Annotated in this window: 20 protein-coding genes, 1 tRNA gene and 1 riboswitch; of the genes, 20 read left to right on the forward strand and 1 reads right to left on the reverse strand. The window is 58.4% G+C overall.

Features of this window, described 5'->3' with window-relative positions; genetic code table 11:
• The first annotated feature begins 6 nt into the window (after positions 1 to 6).
• From pocR to cobT, 20 genes are all read left to right on the forward strand, one after another.
• Entirely contained in the window at positions 7 to 918 is a 912-nt protein-coding gene (gene pocR, locus QVF11_RS17900; RefSeq protein WP_110275925.1) for a transcriptional regulator PocR, read from the forward strand.
• A 290-nt stretch (positions 919 to 1208) separates the two neighbouring features.
• A riboswitch (cobalamin riboswitch) is annotated at positions 1209 to 1371 on the forward strand.
• 88 nt (positions 1372 to 1459) lie between these two features.
• A complete protein-coding gene (locus QVF11_RS17905) occupies positions 1460 to 2839 on the forward strand; it encodes a cobyrinate a,c-diamide synthase (RefSeq protein WP_287858521.1) in 1380 nt (459 codons plus the stop codon).
• The gene (cbiB, locus tag QVF11_RS17910; protein WP_287858523.1) at positions 2836 to 3795 is read left to right on the forward strand and encodes an adenosylcobinamide-phosphate synthase CbiB; all 960 of its coding nucleotides are present in this window, start codon (positions 2836 to 2838) and stop codon (positions 3793 to 3795) included. The genes QVF11_RS17905 and cbiB overlap by 4 nt, the downstream gene beginning before the upstream one ends.
• Before the next feature lie 10 nt (positions 3796 to 3805).
• Positions 3806 to 4438, forward strand: coding sequence for a cobalt-precorrin-8 methylmutase (locus QVF11_RS17915; RefSeq protein WP_142514820.1), 633 nt, complete (start codon positions 3806 to 3808; stop codon positions 4436 to 4438).
• Positions 4435 to 5574 carry a cobalt-precorrin-5B (C(1))-methyltransferase CbiD gene (cbiD, locus tag QVF11_RS17920; protein WP_287858525.1) on the forward strand — a complete coding sequence of 380 codons (1140 nt, stop codon included), beginning with the start codon at positions 4435 to 4437 and terminating at the stop codon, positions 5572 to 5574. The genes QVF11_RS17915 and cbiD overlap by 4 nt, the downstream gene beginning before the upstream one ends.
• Positions 5568 to 6173 carry a cobalt-precorrin-7 (C(5))-methyltransferase gene (locus tag QVF11_RS17925; protein WP_287858526.1) on the forward strand — a complete coding sequence of 202 codons (606 nt, stop codon included), beginning with the start codon at positions 5568 to 5570 and terminating at the stop codon, positions 6171 to 6173. Before cbiD ends, QVF11_RS17925 begins: the two co-directional genes overlap by 7 nt.
• On the forward strand, positions 6163 to 6732 hold the full coding sequence (locus QVF11_RS17930; protein ID WP_112213924.1) for a decarboxylating cobalt-precorrin-6B (C(15))-methyltransferase: 570 nt from the start codon (positions 6163 to 6165) through the stop codon (positions 6730 to 6732). The genes QVF11_RS17925 and QVF11_RS17930 overlap by 11 nt, the downstream gene beginning before the upstream one ends.
• A complete protein-coding gene (locus QVF11_RS17935) occupies positions 6725 to 7498 on the forward strand; it encodes a cobalt-precorrin-4 methyltransferase (RefSeq protein WP_182234626.1) in 774 nt (257 codons plus the stop codon). Before QVF11_RS17930 ends, QVF11_RS17935 begins: the two co-directional genes overlap by 8 nt.
• Positions 7479 to 8534, forward strand: coding sequence for a cobalt-precorrin 5A hydrolase (gene cbiG, locus QVF11_RS17940; RefSeq protein ID WP_287858528.1), 1056 nt, complete (start codon positions 7479 to 7481; stop codon positions 8532 to 8534). The genes QVF11_RS17935 and cbiG overlap by 20 nt, the downstream gene beginning before the upstream one ends.
• Positions 8534 to 9259, forward strand: coding sequence for a precorrin-3B C(17)-methyltransferase (locus QVF11_RS17945; protein ID WP_004124467.1), 726 nt, complete (start codon positions 8534 to 8536; stop codon positions 9257 to 9259). Before cbiG ends, QVF11_RS17945 begins: the two co-directional genes overlap by 1 nt.
• On the forward strand, positions 9256 to 10041 hold the full coding sequence (locus tag QVF11_RS17950) for a cobalt-precorrin-6A reductase (RefSeq protein ID WP_112213921.1): 786 nt from the start codon (positions 9256 to 9258) through the stop codon (positions 10039 to 10041). Before QVF11_RS17945 ends, QVF11_RS17950 begins: the two co-directional genes overlap by 4 nt.
• 10 nt (positions 10042 to 10051) lie before the next feature.
• Positions 10052 to 10846: a sirohydrochlorin cobaltochelatase gene (gene cbiK / locus QVF11_RS17955; protein WP_142514821.1), complete on the forward strand. Its 795-nt coding sequence runs from the start codon at positions 10052 to 10054 to the stop codon at positions 10844 to 10846.
• The gene (locus tag QVF11_RS17960) at positions 10843 to 11556 is read left to right on the forward strand and encodes a cobalt-factor II C(20)-methyltransferase (RefSeq protein ID WP_112213919.1); all 714 of its coding nucleotides are present in this window, start codon (positions 10843 to 10845) and stop codon (positions 11554 to 11556) included. The genes cbiK and QVF11_RS17960 overlap by 4 nt, the downstream gene beginning before the upstream one ends.
• Positions 11553 to 12299, forward strand: a complete 747-nt coding sequence (gene cbiM, locus QVF11_RS17965) for a cobalt ECF transporter S component CbiM (RefSeq protein WP_112213918.1) — start codon at positions 11553 to 11555, stop codon at positions 12297 to 12299. Before QVF11_RS17960 ends, cbiM begins: the two co-directional genes overlap by 4 nt.
• 1 nt (position 12300) lies before the next feature.
• Positions 12301 to 12582: an energy-coupling factor ABC transporter substrate-binding protein gene (locus QVF11_RS17970; RefSeq protein ID WP_109212485.1), complete on the forward strand. Its 282-nt coding sequence runs from the start codon at positions 12301 to 12303 to the stop codon at positions 12580 to 12582.
• Positions 12569 to 13246, forward strand: a complete 678-nt coding sequence (locus tag QVF11_RS17975) for an energy-coupling factor ABC transporter transmembrane protein (RefSeq protein ID WP_112213917.1) — start codon at positions 12569 to 12571, stop codon at positions 13244 to 13246. The genes QVF11_RS17970 and QVF11_RS17975 overlap by 14 nt, the downstream gene beginning before the upstream one ends.
• 8 nt (positions 13247 to 13254) lie before the next feature.
• Positions 13255 to 14070: an energy-coupling factor ABC transporter ATP-binding protein gene (locus QVF11_RS17980; protein WP_112213916.1), complete on the forward strand. Its 816-nt coding sequence runs from the start codon at positions 13255 to 13257 to the stop codon at positions 14068 to 14070.
• Positions 14067 to 15590: a cobyric acid synthase gene (locus QVF11_RS17985; RefSeq protein WP_287858529.1), complete on the forward strand. Its 1524-nt coding sequence runs from the start codon at positions 14067 to 14069 to the stop codon at positions 15588 to 15590. Before QVF11_RS17980 ends, QVF11_RS17985 begins: the two co-directional genes overlap by 4 nt.
• Positions 15584 to 16129: a bifunctional adenosylcobinamide kinase/adenosylcobinamide-phosphate guanylyltransferase gene (gene cobU, locus QVF11_RS17990; protein WP_110275907.1), complete on the forward strand. Its 546-nt coding sequence runs from the start codon at positions 15584 to 15586 to the stop codon at positions 16127 to 16129. The genes QVF11_RS17985 and cobU overlap by 7 nt, the downstream gene beginning before the upstream one ends.
• Before the next feature lie 72 nt (positions 16130 to 16201).
• Positions 16202 to 17257 (forward strand): nicotinate-nucleotide--dimethylbenzimidazole phosphoribosyltransferase, encoded by a 1056-nt coding sequence (cobT, locus tag QVF11_RS17995; protein ID WP_287858531.1) that lies wholly within the window; start codon positions 16202 to 16204, stop codon positions 17255 to 17257.
• 97 nt (positions 17258 to 17354) lie between these two features.
• Here cobT and QVF11_RS18000 read toward each other — a convergent pair.
• Positions 17355 to 17431 (reverse strand) — tRNA-Met (locus QVF11_RS18000).
• Positions 17432 to 17436: the final 5 nt, after the last annotated feature.

The raw sequence follows: 17436 nt of genomic DNA on the forward strand, positions 1-17436 counted from the left end.
TTTATCATGATTTCTGCGAGCACACTGAACTCAGAACTCATCAATAAAATCGCACAGGATTTTGCGCAGGCCACCAGTCTGGCGGTTGTGGTAGTCAATATTCACGGTGATGAAATATCTGAACTGTTTAATTTCACTCCTTTTTGCCAGCTTATGCGTCAGCACCCCCAGCACAGCACCCGCTGTCGGATGAGCGACCGTTGCGGCGGTCTTGAGGCTTCAAAAACCGATCAGCTCTGTATCTACCGCTGCCACGCCGGGTTAACCGATTTTTCCATCCCTTTGGTTATTGCCGGGCACCTGGTGGGCTTTGTGCTATGCGGGCAGGTGCGCTTAAGTAACGATGTTGAACTTGTCGACATTTTGAACGTTGATGACCGCTGGCAGGCCGATCCTGAGCTGGTCAAAGCGTTTCGCGACGTACCGGAGATGGACTACTCGCGCGTCATTGCTTCCGCCGATTTACTAAAACTAATAGTAGAAAACTGCCTAAAAAAACAGCTCAATTTTGTCGTGATTAAAGATAATCCGCAGCAGCCTGAACCCGCGCGCGCCAGCCGGGCGGTCAGCCCCCATGACAGTAAAATGAAGAAGGCGTTACGCTATATCGATGCCCATTTGTCTGATGAGCTTCGTCTGGAAGACGTTGCCGCCCATGTTTATCTCAGCCCGTACTACTTCAGTAAGCTGTTCAAGAAATATCAGGGGATCGGCTTTAACGCTTGGGTAAATCATCAGCGGATGGTTAGCGCTAAAGAGCTGCTTTGCCACAGCGACTGGAGTATTGCCAGCATTGCACGAAATTTAGGATTTTCGCAAACTAGCTATTTTTGCAAAGTTTTTCGCCAGGCTTATCAGGTAACTCCGCAGGCTTATCGTCAGCAAATTAATGCCAGATCACAAACTGAACCATTTTAAATGACAATATTTTGTTATTGCCGATTTTTGATATGCCCCCGTATCTGCCTCATTATAAAATGAAAAACTCTCATCCAGAGCAATAAATTGTCGTAGCGCAACAAATTAATAATGAGAGAGCGCTAAGCTGCACTAGTTTTTATTTATTTGATGGGATAGAGTGTTATCAGAAATTGCTTTCAGGTCGCCGCAGGCGTAATGAAAAGATTTTGCAATTAGATATTAGAAACGACGGAAGCCATCCAGCCTCCGTAAGATGTTCCAGAAATTCTTCGAGTGAGGACTCATCCCGCTCGAGAAAATCGACAGGTGCCAGGGAAGGGGGTGTAAATCCCCCGCAGCCCCCGCTGCTGTGATGCTGACGAACCCATATTTGACCACTGATCGCGAGATTGGGAAGGATGGGGAAGGACGACGCTAAGCCAGAAGACCTGCCTGTCGGTGACTACCAACAACTTCGGTGGGAAGTGGGTTGCTTAGATGCGTACAGTCGAAAGACTGGGAATGCTCGCAGCCCTACCACCCTGAACAGGATCAGGGTATGGCAGCCAGGCAGCATGCATTTATTCTCGCAGGGACCGGCAGCGGTTGTGGCAAAACCACCGTTACGCTCGGTCTGCTCAGCCTGCTGAAACAGCGCGGCATGCGGGTTCAGCCCTGTAAAGTCGGCCCGGATTATCTCGATACTGGCTGGCATACCGCCGTCAGCGGCGTCGCTTCTCGCAACCTCGACAGCTTTATGCTCCCGGAACCGGTTCTCAATGCGCTGTTTTGTGAACAGATGCAGCAGGCGGATATCGCGGTGATTGAAGGCGTCATGGGGCTTTATGATGGCTACGGCACCGACCCGAATTATTGCAGCACCGCCGCGATGGCCAAACAGCTCGGCTGCCCGGTGATTTTACTGGTCGATGGCAAAGCGGTATCCACCTCCATTGCCGCCACGGTGATGGGATTTCAGCACTTCGATCCCAGCCTGAATATCGCTGGCGTTATCGTCAATCGCGTTAACAGCGAATCCCACTATCAGCTACTGAAAGGCGCTATTGAACGCTACTGCGCGCTGCCGGTTCTCGGCTACGTGCCGCGAGTGGAAGGCGTGGCCTTGCCCGAACGCCATCTGGGGCTGGTGACCGCCCGAGAATCGCTGGTGAATCAGCAGCCGTGGCGCGATTTTGCCCACACTCTGGCGCAAACCCTGGATATTGAACAGCTCCTTACTCTCAGCCAGCTCACCTCCTTACCCGTCGGGGAGTGGCCTGTGCTGCCGTCGCTTGACGCCGGAGCGGGCCTGACCTTGGCGCTGGCCGACGACGAAGCCTTCAACTTTTACTACCCGGATAACCTCACCCTGCTTGAACGTTGTGGAGTGAATATTGTGCGCTTCAGCCCGCTGCATGATAGTGAACTCCCGCCGTGCCAGATGATCTGGCTCGGCGGCGGCTATCCCGAAATTCACGCTGCAGCGCTGGCGGCCAATACGTCAATGCTGGCGCAACTGCAGGAGGCGCACCGGCGCGGCGTGGCGATTTACGCCGAATGCGGCGGTCTGATGTATCTCGGTAGCACCCTGGAAGACGCCAGCGGTGAAATTTACCCCATGGCCAATCTTATTCCTGGCCATAGCAAGATGGGCAAACGGCTCACCCGCTTTGGCTACTGCGAAGCGAGGGCGATGCGGCAAACGCTGCTGGCAGCACCCGGCGAAACCCTACGCGGGCACGAGTTTCACTACTCAGATTTCATCCCGGAAAACCCGGCAGTGCTGGCCTGCCGTAAAGTGCGTGACGGCCTGACGCTTCAGCAGTGGTCGGGGGGCTGGCAGGTGGGCAACACGTTCGCCAGTTACCTGCATCTGCATTTCGCCCAGCGTCCGGCAATGCTCAATCACTGGCTGGCTGCGGCAAGGAGCGCCCAATGACGCTACTGGCCTGGAGCGTGGCCTGGATCCTCGATTTTATCATTGGCGACCCGCAGAGCTGGCCGCATCCGGTGCGCTGGATAGGCAATCTGATTTCCGCCGTCCAGCGCAGCGTGCGCCGCTACTGCCGCAGCGACTTTGCTTTACGCGTCGGCGGCGGGGTGATGTGGGTTATCGTGGTCGGCCTCACGTGGGGTATCTCCTGGGGCGTGCTGGCGTTAGCGCAGATGATTCATCCGTGGCTTGGCTGGGGGGTTGAGGTGTGGATGATCTTCACCGTGCTGGCCGGGCGCTGTCTGGCGCAGTCGGCGCGGGATGTTGAGCAACCGCTGCGTGTGGGCGATTTGGCTGAAAGCCGCGTCAAACTCTCATGGATTGTCGGGCGCGACACGTCGCAGCTTGAGCCGCAGCAGATTAATCGTGCGGTGGTGGAAACGGTGGCGGAAAACGCCGTTGACGGCATTATCGCGCCGCTCTTCTTTTTGCTGCTGGGCGGTGCGCCGCTAGCGATGGCTTATAAAGCGGTCAACACCCTCGACTCGATGGTCGGTTACAAACATGAAAAATACCGCGCCATCGGCATGGTTAGTGCCCGCCTTGATGATGTTGCCAACTTCATTCCTGCTCGCCTGAGCTGGCTGCTTATCAGCCTGGCCGCCTTTCTTTGCCGCGAAGCGGGCGGCCGTGCGCTGCGTATTGGCTGGCGCGATCGCTACAACCACAGCAGCCCGAACTGCGCCTGGTCAGAGGCGGCGGTTGCCGGGGCGCTCGGCATTCAGCTTGGCGGCCCCAATGATTACTTTGGTCAGCGCGTGGAGAAGCCGTGGATTGGCGACGCGACGCGCGACATTGCCGTAGACGATATTTCCCGAACGATTCGACTGATGTGGGTAGCCTCGACCCTGGCACTGGCGTTGTTTATGGCGACGCGGTACTGGCTGGTTGGCGTGGCCTGAGGACAAATAAATGCACTATATCCAGCAACCACAGGCGATTGAGGCGAAAAGCTTCGACATTATTGGCGACATTATTGCAGAAACTCGCCCGGACTACCGCTTTGCCAGCTCGCTGCATGAAGCCATTATCAAACGGGTGATCCACACCACCGCCGATTTTGACTGGCTGGATATTCTGTGGTTTTCACCCGATGTTCTTGAGCGCCTCAGCGCTGCCCTGAGCCAGCCCTGCACCCTGTATACCGATACTACCATGGCGCTCTCCGGGATTAATAAAACCCTGCTGGCTAAATCCGGTGGCGAGTGCCGCTGCTATATCAGCGATCCGCGCGTAGTGGCTGAGGCGAAAGCGCAGGGGATGACCCGTTCGATGGCGGCGGTTGACATCGCGGTTGCCGAAGAGGGGGAGAAAGTATTTGTTTTCGGCAATGCGCCCACTGCGCTGTTTCGTCTGCTCGAGCATGATGTTGCGGTGAACGGCGTGATTGGCGTGCCGGTTGGTTTCGTCGGCGCGGCGGAATCGAAAGAGGCTCTGACGCAAAGCAACCTGCCAGCTATTGCCGCCCTGGGTCGCAAAGGCGGTAGCAACGTCGCCGCGGCTATCGTCAACGCCATTCTGTATCACCAGCAGGGGGCGCGATGAGCGAGCAATCCTTTGATGATCCGGTGTGGCACAACGGCAAGGCATTACGTAAAGGCTATACCACCGGCTCCTGCGCGACGGCGGCGGCAAAAGTCGCGGCGCTGATGGTGATGCGCCAGCATCTGATTCATCAGGTCTCGATTATTACCCCGTCCGGCGTGACGCTGTGTCTTAACGTCGAGTCGCCGCACGTCGAAGGACAGCAGGCGATTGCCGCGATTCGTAAAGACGGCGGCGACGATGTTGATGCCACCCACGGGATGATGATTTTTGCTCGAGTGGCGCTTAATGATTCTTCTGAGATTACGCTGCGCGGCGGCGAAGGCGTCGGCACCGTGACGCGCAAAGGGATTGGCCTGCCCATCGGCAGCCCGGCGATTAACCGTACTCCGCGCCACACCATTGAGTCAGCGGTGCGCGAAGCGATTGGCCCGTCACGCGGGGCTGAGGTAGAAATTTTCGCACCGGAAGGCGAGGAGCGGGCGCAGAAAACCTACAACTCGCGGCTCGGAATTTTAGGCGGCATCTCGATTATCGGCACCACCGGGATCGTCACGCCGATGTCGGAGGAGAGCTGGAAACGTTCGCTGTCGCTTGAGCTTGAAATCAAGCGCGCGGCAGGGCTGGAGCGGGTGGTGCTGGTGCCGGGCAACCATGGTGAACGCTTCGTTCGCGAGCAGATGGGAATTGATTCTCAGGTGGTGGTCACCATGAGCAACTTCGTCGGCTACATGATTGAAGAAGCCGTGCGCCTCGGGTTCCGTCAGATTGTGCTGATCGGCCATCCCGGCAAGCTGATTAAAATTGCCGCCGGTATCTTCCACACCCACAGCCATATTGCCGATGCGCGGATGGAAACGCTCGTCGCGCACCTGGCGCTGCTCGGCGCGCCGCTGGAGCTTCTGCGGTTGGTCAGCGAATGCGATACCACTGAAGCGGCGATGGAATATATCGACGCGTACGGTTTTCAGCATATCTACGACCATCTTGCCGAGCGCATCTGCCTGCGCGTGATGCAGATGCTGCGCTTTACCAAAACGCCGCCCACCTGCGACGCCATCATGTTCTCCTTTGATAACAAGGTTCTCGGCAGCAATCGCCCGGTCGCAGAGATCGCACGGGAGATGTCATGTTAACGGTGGTCGGCATGGGGCCGTCGGGCCTGCATCTGATGACGCCCGCGGCGCGTGAGGCGGTGGCGACGGCAGACGCTTTGGTCGGCGGCAAGCGGCATCTATTGCAGTTCCCTGAATTTCACGGCGAGCAGTTTGCGCTGGGCGCCAATATTGCCGAGCTGCTGGAATGGCTCGAAGAGCGTGAAGCGCAGCAAGTGGTGGTGCTGGCCTCCGGCGACCCGCTGTTTTACGGCATCGGCACGCGGCTGATTGCCCACTTTGGCATCGAACGCGTGTGCATTATCCCCGGTATTAGTGCGGTGCAATACCTGTGCGCCCGCGCCGGAATCGACATGAACGATATCTGGCTGACCAGCAGCCACGGGCGAGAGGTCTCTTTCGATGAGCTGGCTCGCCATAGCAAAGTGGCGATGGTGACCGACGGACGCTGCGGGCCGCGTGAAATCGCCGCCCAGCTAGCAGCGCGAGGAAAAGGGTATCGCTGGATGGTGATTGGCGAAAATCTGGCGATGGAAAATGAGCGCATTCACTGGCTGCCGGTTAGTGAGGTCGACGCTGAATATGAAATGAACGCGGTGGTGATCCTCGATGAAAGATGAGCTTTTTCTGCGCGGCGAGAAAGTGCCGATGACCAAAGAAGCGGTTCGCGCGCTGGCGCTGGCCAAACTTGAACTGCACCGGGCAAGCCACCTGATTGATATCGGTGCCGGTACCGGCAGCGTGTCGATTGAGGCGGCGTTGCAATACCCCTCGCTACAGGTGACGGCGGTCGAACGCAATCCCGCAGCCCTGCAACTGCTTGATGAAAATCGCCAGCACTTCGCCTGCGGCAACATTGAGATCCTGCCAGGCGTTGCGCCGATGGTGATTACCGAACGGGCCGATGCCATTTTTATGGGCGGCAGCGGCGGCCATCTTGGGGAACTGATTGACTGGTCCTGGCAGCAGCTCTATCCCGGCGGTCGTCTGGTGATGACCTTTATTCTGCAAGAGAACCTGAACTCCGCCCTCGACTACCTGCAACAACGAGGGATCAAACAGGTCGATTGCCTCCAGCTTAACGTTTCGTCGCTGACCACGCTTGGCAGCGGCCACTATTTCAAACCGAATAATCCCGTTTTTGTTATCGCCTGTCAGAAGGAAGAAAACCATGGCTGAGACATTTGACCCCCGTAGTGTGTGGTTCGTTGGCGCAGGGCCGGGCGACCGTGAGCTGATTACCCTCAAGGGTTACCGCTTGTTGCAGCAGGCCCAGGTGGTGATCTACGCCGGTTCGCTGATAAACACCGAATTACTGGAGTATTGCCCAGCAGGAGCTGAGTGCCACGACAGCGCCGAACTCCATCTGGAGCAAATTCTCGACCTGATGGAAGCGGGCGTAAAAGCCGGGAAAACGGTGGTGCGTTTACAGACCGGAGACGTCTCGCTGTACGGTTCGGTACGCGAGCAGGGTGAAGAGCTGACTAAACGCGGTATTGACTGGCAGGTGGTGCCGGGCGTCAGCGCGTTTTTGGGCGCGGCGGCGGAGCTGGGCGTTGAGTACACCGTGCCGGAAGTCTCTCAGAGCCTGATTATTACCCGTCTTGAAGGACGAACGCCGGTGCCCGAGCGCGAACAGCTTGAAGCGTTTGCCAGCCACCAGACCTCGATGGCGATCTATCTCTCGGTGCAGCGCATTCATCGGGTGGCGGAGCGCCTGATTGAAGGCGGCTACCCGGCCACCACGCCGGTGGCGGTTATCTATAAAGCGACCTGGCCGGAAAGCCAGACCGTGCGCGGCACGTTGGCCGATATCGGCGACAAGGTCCGCGATGCGGGGATCCGTAAAACGGCGCTCATTCTGGTCGGGAATTTCCTTGGGGATGAGTATCACTACTCAAAACTCTACGCGGCGGACTTTAGCCATGAATACCGTAAAGCCTGAATCTATTGCTCTTTTCTGCCTGACCCCCGGTGGCGTAACGCTGGCTAAACGGCTGGCAGCAATGCTGCCGTTAACCTGCTTTACCAGTGAGAAGCTGCTGGAAGAGGGGTTTCTGCCCTTTGAAAACGGCTTTGCCAACGCCGCGCGCGAGGCCTTCAGCAGCTACTCGGCGCTGATTTTCATCGGCGCGACCGGCATTGCAGTACGCGTGCTGGCCCCACTGGTTAATGACAAGTTCAGCGACCCTGCGGTGGTGGTGATCGATGAACGCGGGCAGCACGTCATCAGCCTGCTCTCTGGTCACGCGGGCGGGGCTAATGCCCTGAGCCGCTATCTGGCAGGAATGCTGGGTGCGGACCCGGTGATCACCACCGCCACCGACGTTAACGATATGGCGGCCCTGGACACGCTGGCATTCCAGCTTAATGCGCGAATGACCGACTTCCGCGCGGCGGTGAAAATCATCAACCAGATGTTGGTTAGCCATCAGCGCGTCGGCCTGTGGTGGGATGAGGAGCTGAATGAAGACGTCAGCCATTGCGATCGGCGCGGGTTTATTACCGTCTCTGACCTGAGTCAGCTTCCCGAACTGGATGCGCTTATCTGTATCACCTTGCGCAACGAATTGCCGGAGATCGTCATACCGCACTGGAAGCTGGTGCCGCAGCGCGTCGTTGCGGGCATCGGCTGCCGCCGCGATACGCCGTTTCCGCTGTTAGCGGCGCTGCTGGCGCGCCAGCTTGAAGCGCAGCGGCTCGATCCTCTGGCGCTGAAAGCCATCGGCAGCGTTACGCTGAAAAAACACGAGCAGGGGCTGATCCAGTTGGCCTCCTGCTGCCGCGTGCCGTTTGAAACCTTTACCGCTGACGCGCTGCGTGAGCATGAGCATCACTTTCCTGCCTCATCGTTTGTCAGAAAAACCGTTGGCGTGGGGAGCGTATCGGGTCCGGCGGCCTGGCTGCTGAGCCATGGGCAACTTTTAGGCGAAACCCTGCGCGAGCAGGGCGTCACAATTACTTTGGGAGTTTCACACTGATGTTAAGCGTAATCGGAATTGGCCCTGGCTCACAATCAATGATGACCATGGAAGCGATAGAGGCGTTACAGGCGGCGGAAATCGTCGTGGGTTATAAAACCTACACCCACCTGGTGAAAGCCTTTACCGGCGATAAGCAGGTGATCAAAACCGGGATGTGCAAAGAGATTGAACGCTGCCAGGCGGCGATTGAACTGGCGCAGGCCGGGCATAACGTGGCGCTGATTAGCAGCGGCGACGCCGGTATTTACGGCATGGCGGGACTGGTGCTGGAGCTGGTGAGCAAGCAGAAGCTGGATGTGGAAGTTCGCCTTATTCCAGGAATGACCGCCAGTATCGCCGCCGCATCACTGCTGGGGGCACCGCTAATGCACGACTTCTGTCATATCAGCCTCAGCGATCTGCTGACGCCGTGGCCGGTGATTGAAAAACGCATCGTTGCCGCAGGCGAAGCCGACTTCGTTATCTGTTTTTACAATCCGCGCAGCCGTGGCCGCGAAGGGCATCTGGCGCGCGCCTTTGAACTGCTGTCGGCCAGTAAAAGCGCACAAACGCCGGTGGGCGTAGTGAAATCCGCCGGGCGCAAAAAGCAGGAAAAATGGCTGACCACCCTGGGAGAGATGGATTTTGAGCCGGTCGATATGACCAGTCTGGTGATCGTTGGCAACAAAGCGACCTATATACAGGATGGCTTGATGATCACGCCGCGAGGCTACGTGCTGTGAGCTACGGCGAGGTGCTGGTCATGGGCGGAACCAGCGACGCGCGGGCGCTGTGCCAACAGCTGGACGCGGCGCAGGTCAAATACACCCTGTCGGTGGCAACGCCGACCGGCCAGCAGCTGGCGGGCGATATTCAGGGTCAGGTTCGCTGCGGACGACTTGAGCTGGAGGAGATGGTCGCCTGGCTAAAGGCCAACCGTACCCGTTGGGTCATTGACGCTTCGCATCCCTACGCCGAAGTGGTTAGCCGCAACATCATCCGCGCCTGTGAAACCGCTGGCGTATTGCTGAGCCGCTATCAGCGCCCGGAACAGCTTAGCGACCTGACGCATCCACAGCTTTATACCGTGCAGAGCATCGAAGAAGCCTGCGATGTGGCGCGGGGCTTTGGTCAGCGCGTGCTGCTCACCACGGGAAGCAAAGATCTGGCGCGCTGGCGGGCAGGATTAGGTGAAAAAACGCTGCTGGCTCGCGTGCTACCGGTAGCCGATGTGATTGCCCAGTGCGCCGAACTTGGCTTTGGCGTCGGCGAGATCTTCGCGCTATGCGGGCCGTTCAGCGCCGAGTTTAACGCCGCTTTTTACCGCCAGTGCCGCGCCGATGTGGTGATCACCAAGGCCTCCGGCGCGGAAGGCGGTTACCAGGAAAAAGTACAACCCTGTCTCGATGCCGGTATCCCCTGCATCGTGATTACGCGCCCGGCACCGCTGGTGACGGGTGAAGAGTTACTGGAAAGTCAGGCTGCCTTTGCCCAACGCTTAGCGCGCTGGCTGGCCGCTGCTTAAGGAGTCAGAAATGAAAAAAGCGCTTCTGGTGATCAGTTTTGGCACCAGCTATCCCGACACCTGTGAAAAGAACATTGTCGCCTGCGAGCGTGAGCTGGCGGCCAGCTGTCCTGGCCGCGATACGTTTCGCGCCTTTACCTCCGGGATGATTATTCGCAAGCTCAAGCAGCGTGACGGTATCGAGATTGATACGCCATTGCAGGCTTTGCAGAAGCTCGCCGAACAGGGCTATCAGGATGTGGCGATTCAGTCGCTGCACATCATTAACGGCGATGAATACGAAAAGATCGTTCGCGAAGTGCAAAGCATGCGCCCGCTGTTTGCCCGCTTGACGCTGGGCGCGCCGCTGCTGAGCAGCCATGACGATTATGTTCAACTGATGCAGGCGCTGCGCCAGCAAATGCCGCCGCTTGCTGAGAAAGAAACGGTGGTCTTTATGGGGCACGGTGCCAGTCATCACGCTTTCGCCGCCTACGCCTGTCTGGACCATATGATGACCGCCCAGCGCTTTCCGGCGCGAGTGGGCGCGGTCGAGAGCTATCCGGAAGTCGACATTCTTATCGACAGCCTGCGCCAGCAGGGGGTGACGGGTGTTCACCTGATGCCGTTGATGCTGGTGGCGGGCGATCATGCTATCAACGATATGGCCTCCGATGAAGAGGACTCCTGGAAAACGTTGTTCAACGCCGCCGGTATTCCGGCGACGCCGTGGCTTAGCGGGCTGGGAGAAAATCCGGCGGTGCGCGCAATGTTTGTCGCCCACCTGCAGCAGGCGCTGAATCTGGCAATGGAGGAAGCGGCATGAGCGGCAAACTGTATGCCTTGAGCACCGGACCGGGCGCGTCCGATCTGATTACCGTTCGCGCGGCGCGCATTCTTGGCAAACTGGATATTCTCTACGCCCCCGCCGGACGTAAAGGCGGCGACAGCCTGGCGCTCTCCATCGTGCGCGAATATATCGGCGAACAGACCGAAGTGCGCTGCTGCCATTTCCCGATGAGCGCCGATAGCGCGGAAAAAGAGGCGGTGTGGGATGAAGTTGCCGCCGCGCTGGTGCATGAAGTGGAGGCAGGCAAGCAGGTTGGGTTTATTACCCTCGGCGATGCCATGCTGTTCAGCACCTGGGTGTTCTTACTCCAGCGTATCGGTTGCCCGGAGTGGCTGGAGATTGTTCCTGGCGTCACCTCTTTCGCCGCTATCGCCGCGCGTTCAAAAACGCCGCTGGCCATGGAGCAGCAGTCGCTGGCGGTGATCTCCTGTACCGCGCCGGAAGAAGAAATTGAACAGGCGCTACGCCAGCATGAAAGCCTGGTGCTGATGAAGGTCTACGGCCGCTTTGCGCGTATCAAAGCCCTGCTGGCCAAAAACGGCCTGCTCGATGCCGCCTTGATGATGTCTGAGGCCACGCTGCCGGGCGAGCAGTGCTGGCATCACCTGGATGAAGTCAGCGACGACCAGCCGCTACCTTATTTCTCGACCATTCTGGTCAATAAACAGTGGGAGTATGCAGAATGAAACTTGAACAACAGCTAAAACAGCTGTCTTTCAGTGGCTTAGCTGCGGCGCTATTACTGATGATAGTGCCCGAGCAGGCCTTCGCTATGCACATCATGGAGGGCTTTTTACCGCCGATGTGGGCCCTGGCGTGGTGGGTGCTGTTTTTACCTTGCCTGTGGTATGGGCTGGTGCGCCTGCGCCGTATCGTGCAGGAAGACAACAATCAGAAGGTACTGCTGGCGCTGTGCGGGGCGTTTATTTTTGTTCTTTCGGCACTGAAAATTCCTTCAGTCACTGGTAGTTGTTCGCACCCGACCGGCGTCGGCCTGGCGGTGATCCTCTTCGGACCGGGCGTGGTGGCGATCCTTGGCGCTATCGTGCTGCTTTTCCAGGCGTTGCTGCTGGCGCACGGTGGGCTGACAACGCTTGGCGCGAACGGCATGTCGATGGCAGTGATTGGGCCGGTGGTCGGTTATATGGTGTGGAAAATGGCCTGTCGCGCGGGGATTCGCCGCGACGTCGGGGTCTTTCTCTGCGCGATGCTGGCGGATCTGGTGACCTACTTTGTCACCTCCGTGCAGCTTGGCGTGGCCTTCCCGGATCCGACGGCGGGCGCAACCGGCTCGATCGTCAAATTTATGGGGATCTTCTGCTTGACGCAGATCCCGATCGCCATCGCTGAGGGGTTACTAACCGTCATGATCTACGACCAGTTGACCAAACGCCAGCTGATCACCGCGCAGACCGCACAGGGGCATTAACATGAAAAAGACGCTGATATTGTTAGCCATGGTGGTGGCGCTGGTGATCCTGCCATTCTTTATCGATCACGGTGGTGAATTTGGCGGTTCGGATGGTGAAGCGGAGAGCCAGATTCAGGTGGTCGCACCGCACTATGAGCCATGGTTCCAGCCGCTGTACGAGCCGGCGAGCGGGGAGATTGAAAGTCTGCTGTTCACGTTACAGGGCTCCCTTGGCGCAGCGGTGATTTTCTATATTCTGGGCTACAGCAAAGGCAGACAACGCCGTGATGACCGGGTTTGACCGACTCAGCTATCAAAGCCGCTGGTTTCACGTCGCGCCAGAGCGCAAGTTTCTGTTCTGGCTGCTGCTGATGGTGCTGGCTTTTACCCTGCCCCCGCTGGGGCAGGGGATTGAAATGGTGCTGATTGCCGCCTTGACCTGTTGGCTGCTGCGGGTTTCGCCGTGGCGCTGGTGCCGCTGGATGGCGCTGCCGTTCGGCTTCCTGCTGATTGGTGTGCTGACCATTTTGTTTAGCTTCAGCCGCGATCCGCACGCTCTGCTGGTGAGCGTTCCGTTGGGAAGCTTTTGGCTGGGCATCACGTCTGCGGGGCTGAACACCGCTAATGAGACCTTCTGGCGCAGCCTGGCGGCGCTGGCATCCACCTTTTGGCTGGTGCTGAATCTGCCGTTCCCGCAGCTGATTTTGCTGCTTAAGCGCGGTCGGGTACCACGACTGTTGACCGAACAAATCCTGCTGACCTGGCGCTTTATTTTTATTCTGTTGGACGAAGCGCTGGCGATTCATCGTGCGCAAACTTTGCGATTTGGCTACCGTAGCGTGCCGAAAGGCTACCGCTCGCTGGCGATGCTGGTGGGGTTGCTGTTTACCCGCGTGATGATCCGCTACCAACAAATGAGCACCACGCTGGATATCAAACTGTACCAGGGTGATTTTCACCTCTAAGGATAAGTATGCTTGCCACGACCGATCTCTGGTTTCGCTATCAGGATGAGCCGGTGCTGAAGGGGCTGACGCTGGATTTTTCTCACCACTCCGTGACCGGGCTGGTAGGGGCAAACGGCTGCGGAAAATCCACGCTTTTTATGAACCTGAGCGGCCTGCTGCGCCCGCAAAAAGGGGCGGTGTTGTGGCAAGGGAAGCCGCTGGATTATGGCAAGCGCGGCCTGCTGGCGCTGCGTCAACAGGTGGCGACCGTATTTCAGGATCCGGATCAGCAGATCTTTTATACCGATATCGACAGCGATATCGCCTTCAGCCTGCGCAACCTGGGCGTCGCGGAAGATGAAATCGCCCGCCGGGTGGACGATGCGCTGACCCTGGTTGATGCGCAGCCTTTTCGCCAGCAGCCGATTCAGTGCCTGAGCCACGGGCAGAAAAAGCGTGTGGCGATTGCCGGAGCGCTGGTGCTGCAGGCACGCTATTTGCTGCTTGATGAGCCCACGGCGGGCCTCGATCCCTCCGGGCGCGCGCAGATGATTGACATCATCAAGCGCATTGTTGATCAAGGCAACCACGTGGTGATCTCCAGCCACGATATCGATCTGATATATGAAGTCAGCGATGCGGTTTACGTTTTGCGCCGCGGCGAAGTGCTGGCACACGGCGAACCCGGTGAGGTGTTTGCCCGCAGCGAGCTGATGACACAAGCCGGGCTCACCCAACCGTGGCTGGTGAAGCTGCATGCGCAACTGGGACTGCCGCTGTGTAAAACCGAAGGCGAGTTTTTTGAGCGGATGCGAAATCATGCAATGAAGGAGGCGTCATGACGCTGGCAATTATGTTACAGGGCACCGCTTCCGACGTCGGTAAAAGCGTGCTGGTGGCGGGCCTGTGCCGTATTTTTTATCAGGACGGGCAGCGTACCGCGCCGTTTAAATCGCAGAATATGGCGCTCAATTCTGGTATCACGCCGGATGGCAAAGAGATGGGGCGCGCGCAGATTTTCCAGTCCGAAGCGGCGGGAATTACGCCGGATGTGCGCATGAACCCGGTGCTGCTTAAACCGACCAGCGACCGCAAAGCGCAGGTGGTGCTGATGGGCAAGGTGGCAACCGATATGGATGCGGTGAGCTATCACGAATACAAGCCGCGTCTGCGCGAGCAGATCCTTTCGGTCTATAACAGTCTGGCCGCCGAACATGATGTGCTGGTGCTGGAAGGGGCGGGCAGCCCGGCGGAGATCAACCTGCGCGACCGCGACATCGTCAATATGGGCATGGCCGAAATGGCGCAGTGCCCGGTGATCCTCGTGGCGGATATCGATCGCGGCGGCGTCTTCGCCTCCATTTACGGCACCCTCGCACTGCTGCACGACCACGAACGTGCACGGGTCAAAGGGGTTATCATTAATAAATTTCGCGGTGACGTGGCGCTGCTTTACTCGGGTATCGAGCAGATAGAAGCGCTGACCAATGTCCCGGTGCTTGGCGTGATGCCGTGGCTGGATGTTGATCTCGAAGACGAAGACGGCGTAGCGCTGCAAAAAGGCAAATACCTGCGCACCGACAAGCGTGATATTGAGATTGCCGTGGTTCAGGTGCCGCATATTTCCAACTTTACCGACTTCAACGCGCTGGCGGCGCAGCCGGACGTTCGCGTGCGCTATGTTCGCCAGCCGCAGGAGCTGGAGGGGGTCGATATGGTGATCCTGCCGGGCAGCAAAAATACGCTCGGCGATCTGCTCTGGCTGCGCGAAAGCGGGATGGCGCACGCGGTGCTACAGGCCCAGCGTCAGGGCGTGCCGGTGCTGGGGATCTGCGGTGGCTATCAGATGCTCGGTGAAACCATTATTGATGAGGTGGAGTCGGGGCTTGGCACGCAGCCGGGACTGGGTTTGCTCAATACCGTAACCTATTTCGCGCAGCATAAAACCACGACTCAGGTCACGGCGACGATGGCTCCGTCGCTGCCGGCGTGGCTGGCGGCAACGGCAGGACTTGCCGTACGTGGCTATGAAATTCATATGGGCGAAACCGAGCTGCATGACGGTTGTCGCTCGCTGATGCAATTACATAAAAACGGGCTGAGCGTGGCGGACGGCGCGGTGAGCGACGATGGCCTGGCGTTTGGCACCTATCTGCACGGACTGTTTGATAGCGATGAATTCACCCGCGCGCTGGTTAACGGCCTGCGTCAGCGTAAAGGACTGGCGGCGCTGGATAGCGATTTCGAGTATGCGCAGTACAAATCCCAGCAGTTCGATCTACTGGCCGACGCGATGCGCCAGAATATTGATATCGAAAAAATCTACGCCATCATGCGCCAGCATCAGGAGCCCGTATGCTGACTTTAGTCACCGGCGGGGCGCGCAGCGGCAAAAGTCGTCACGCTGAAGCGCTTATCGCCCACTCGCCGCAGGTGCTGTACATCGCCACTTCACAGATTTTTGATGATGAGATGGCGGCGCGGATCCAGCACCACCGCGACGGCAGGCCGGCGCACTGGCGCACGGCTGAGCGCTGGCAGCAGCTTGATGAGCTGATAACGCCGGATAACCATCCAGAAGAAGCGATTTTGCTGGAATGCATCACCACCATGGTCACCAATCTACTGTTTGCGCTGGGGGGCGACAGCTCGCCGGACGGCTGGGATTACGCGGCGATGGAGCGGGCCATTGACGCCGAAATCGCCGTGCTGATTGCCGCCTGTCAGCGCTGCCCGGCTCACGTGGTGCTGGTGACCAACGAGGTGGGGATGGGGATCGTGCCGGAAAACCGTCTGGCCCGCCATTTCCGCGATATCGCCGGGCGGGTGAATCAGCGCCTTGCGGCGGCGGCGGATGAGGTCTGGCTGGTGGTGTCGGGCATCGGCGTGAAAATTAAATAAACAGGCGCTCCGTACCGGGAGTTATTCTTCCTGCTGGCTCTGCCGTGAGCCAGCCAACATGATGAGAATCCTATGCAAAGCTTAACCTCTCTACTGGGCGCGATCCCCGCGCTTGATGAAAATGCGATGGCGCGCGCGCAACTTCATATTGATGGCCTGCTCAAGCCGCCGGGAAGCCTTGGACGCCTTGAAGACCTTGCCGTACAGCTGGCGGGAATGCCTGGTCTTGAAGGCGTCCCGCAGGTGAAAAAGAAGGCGCTGCTGGTGATGTGTGCCGACCACGGCGTGTGGGACGAAGGAGTTGCTATCTCGCCTAAAGCGGTGACCGCGATTCAGGCGGCGAATATGACCCTGGGGAAAACCGGCGTTTGCGTGCTGGCGGCGCAGGCGGGCGCGAAGATGCACGTGATTGACGTCGGGATCGATGCCGAACTTATTCCTGGCGTTATCAATATGCGCGTGGCGCGCGGCTGCGGCAATATCGCCGTCGGCCCGGCTATGAGCCGCAGTCAGGCAGAAGAGCTGTTGCTGGAGGTGATTCGCTATACCCGTGGGCTGGCGGAAGATGGCGTCACGCTGTTTGGCGTTGGCGAGCTGGGGATGGCGAATACCACCCCGGCGGCGGCGATTGTCAGCGTTCTGACCGGTAGCGACGCGCAGGAGGTGGTGGGGATTGGCGCCAATCTGCCGTTGGCTAAAATGGGCAATAAAGTGGATGTGGTGCGCAGGGCTATCGCCGTCAACCAGCCCGATCCGCATGATGGTCTGGACGTGCTGGCGAAGGTGGGCGGTTTTGATTTATTGGGCATGGCGGGCGTGATGCTGGGTGCGGCTTCCTGCGGGTTGCCGGTGCTGCTCGATGGCTTCCTTTCTTACGCGGCGGCGCTGGCGGCGTGCCGGATTGCGCCGGAAGTGAAACCCTACCTGATACCGTCGCACTATTCGGCAGAGAAGGGCGCACGCACGGCGCTGATGCATCTGGAACTGGATCCGTATCTCAATATGGGCATGCGTTTGGGCGAAGGCAGCGGCGCGGCGCTGGCTATGCCAATCGTCGAAGCGGCCTGTGCGATGTACCACGATATGGGCATGCTGGCGGCGAGCAATATTGTTTTGCCAAAAGGCTGAGGAGATTTGCGGGGACGGTGCTAAGCCGTTCCCGTGAAAGGTCTGAGGTTTGCGGAACGCAGAAACAAAAAAACACCCTTGAGGGTGTTTATGATATTGGTTGCGGGGGCCGGATTTGAACCGACGACCTTCGGGTTATGAGCCCGACGAGCTACCAGGCTGCTCCACCCCGCGTCCGT

This window comes from Klebsiella sp. (genome assembly GCF_027492335.1).
GTDB lineage: Bacteria > Pseudomonadota > Gammaproteobacteria > Enterobacterales > Enterobacteriaceae > Klebsiella > Klebsiella huaxiensis.

Coding starts and splice junctions, on each gene's coding strand:
- pocR (WP_110275925.1), top strand. CDS start 7: ATGATTTCTGCGAGCACACTGAACTCAGAACTCATCAATAAAATCGCA.
- QVF11_RS17905 (WP_287858521.1), top strand. CDS start 1,460: ATGGCAGCCAGGCAGCATGCATTTATTCTCGCAGGGACCGGCAGCGGT.
- cbiB (WP_287858523.1), top strand. CDS start 2,836: ATGACGCTACTGGCCTGGAGCGTGGCCTGGATCCTCGATTTTATCATT.
- QVF11_RS17915 (WP_142514820.1), top strand. CDS start 3,806: ATGCACTATATCCAGCAACCACAGGCGATTGAGGCGAAAAGCTTCGAC.
- cbiD (WP_287858525.1), top strand. CDS start 4,435: ATGAGCGAGCAATCCTTTGATGATCCGGTGTGGCACAACGGCAAGGCA.
- QVF11_RS17925 (WP_287858526.1), top strand. CDS start 5,568: ATGTTAACGGTGGTCGGCATGGGGCCGTCGGGCCTGCATCTGATGACG.
- QVF11_RS17930 (WP_112213924.1), top strand. CDS start 6,163: ATGAAAGATGAGCTTTTTCTGCGCGGCGAGAAAGTGCCGATGACCAAA.
- QVF11_RS17935 (WP_182234626.1), top strand. CDS start 6,725: ATGGCTGAGACATTTGACCCCCGTAGTGTGTGGTTCGTTGGCGCAGGG.
- cbiG (WP_287858528.1), top strand. CDS start 7,479: ATGAATACCGTAAAGCCTGAATCTATTGCTCTTTTCTGCCTGACCCCC.
- QVF11_RS17945 (WP_004124467.1), top strand. CDS start 8,534: ATGTTAAGCGTAATCGGAATTGGCCCTGGCTCACAATCAATGATGACC.
- cbiK (WP_142514821.1), top strand. CDS start 10,052: ATGAAAAAAGCGCTTCTGGTGATCAGTTTTGGCACCAGCTATCCCGAC.
- QVF11_RS17960 (WP_112213919.1), top strand. CDS start 10,843: ATGAGCGGCAAACTGTATGCCTTGAGCACCGGACCGGGCGCGTCCGAT.
- cbiM (WP_112213918.1), top strand. CDS start 11,553: ATGAAACTTGAACAACAGCTAAAACAGCTGTCTTTCAGTGGCTTAGCT.
- QVF11_RS17970 (WP_109212485.1), top strand. CDS start 12,301: ATGAAAAAGACGCTGATATTGTTAGCCATGGTGGTGGCGCTGGTGATC.
- QVF11_RS17975 (WP_112213917.1), top strand. CDS start 12,569: ATGACCGGGTTTGACCGACTCAGCTATCAAAGCCGCTGGTTTCACGTC.
- QVF11_RS17980 (WP_112213916.1), top strand. CDS start 13,255: ATGCTTGCCACGACCGATCTCTGGTTTCGCTATCAGGATGAGCCGGTG.
- QVF11_RS17985 (WP_287858529.1), top strand. CDS start 14,067: ATGACGCTGGCAATTATGTTACAGGGCACCGCTTCCGACGTCGGTAAA.
- cobU (WP_110275907.1), top strand. CDS start 15,584: ATGCTGACTTTAGTCACCGGCGGGGCGCGCAGCGGCAAAAGTCGTCAC.
- cobT (WP_287858531.1), top strand. CDS start 16,202: ATGCAAAGCTTAACCTCTCTACTGGGCGCGATCCCCGCGCTTGATGAA.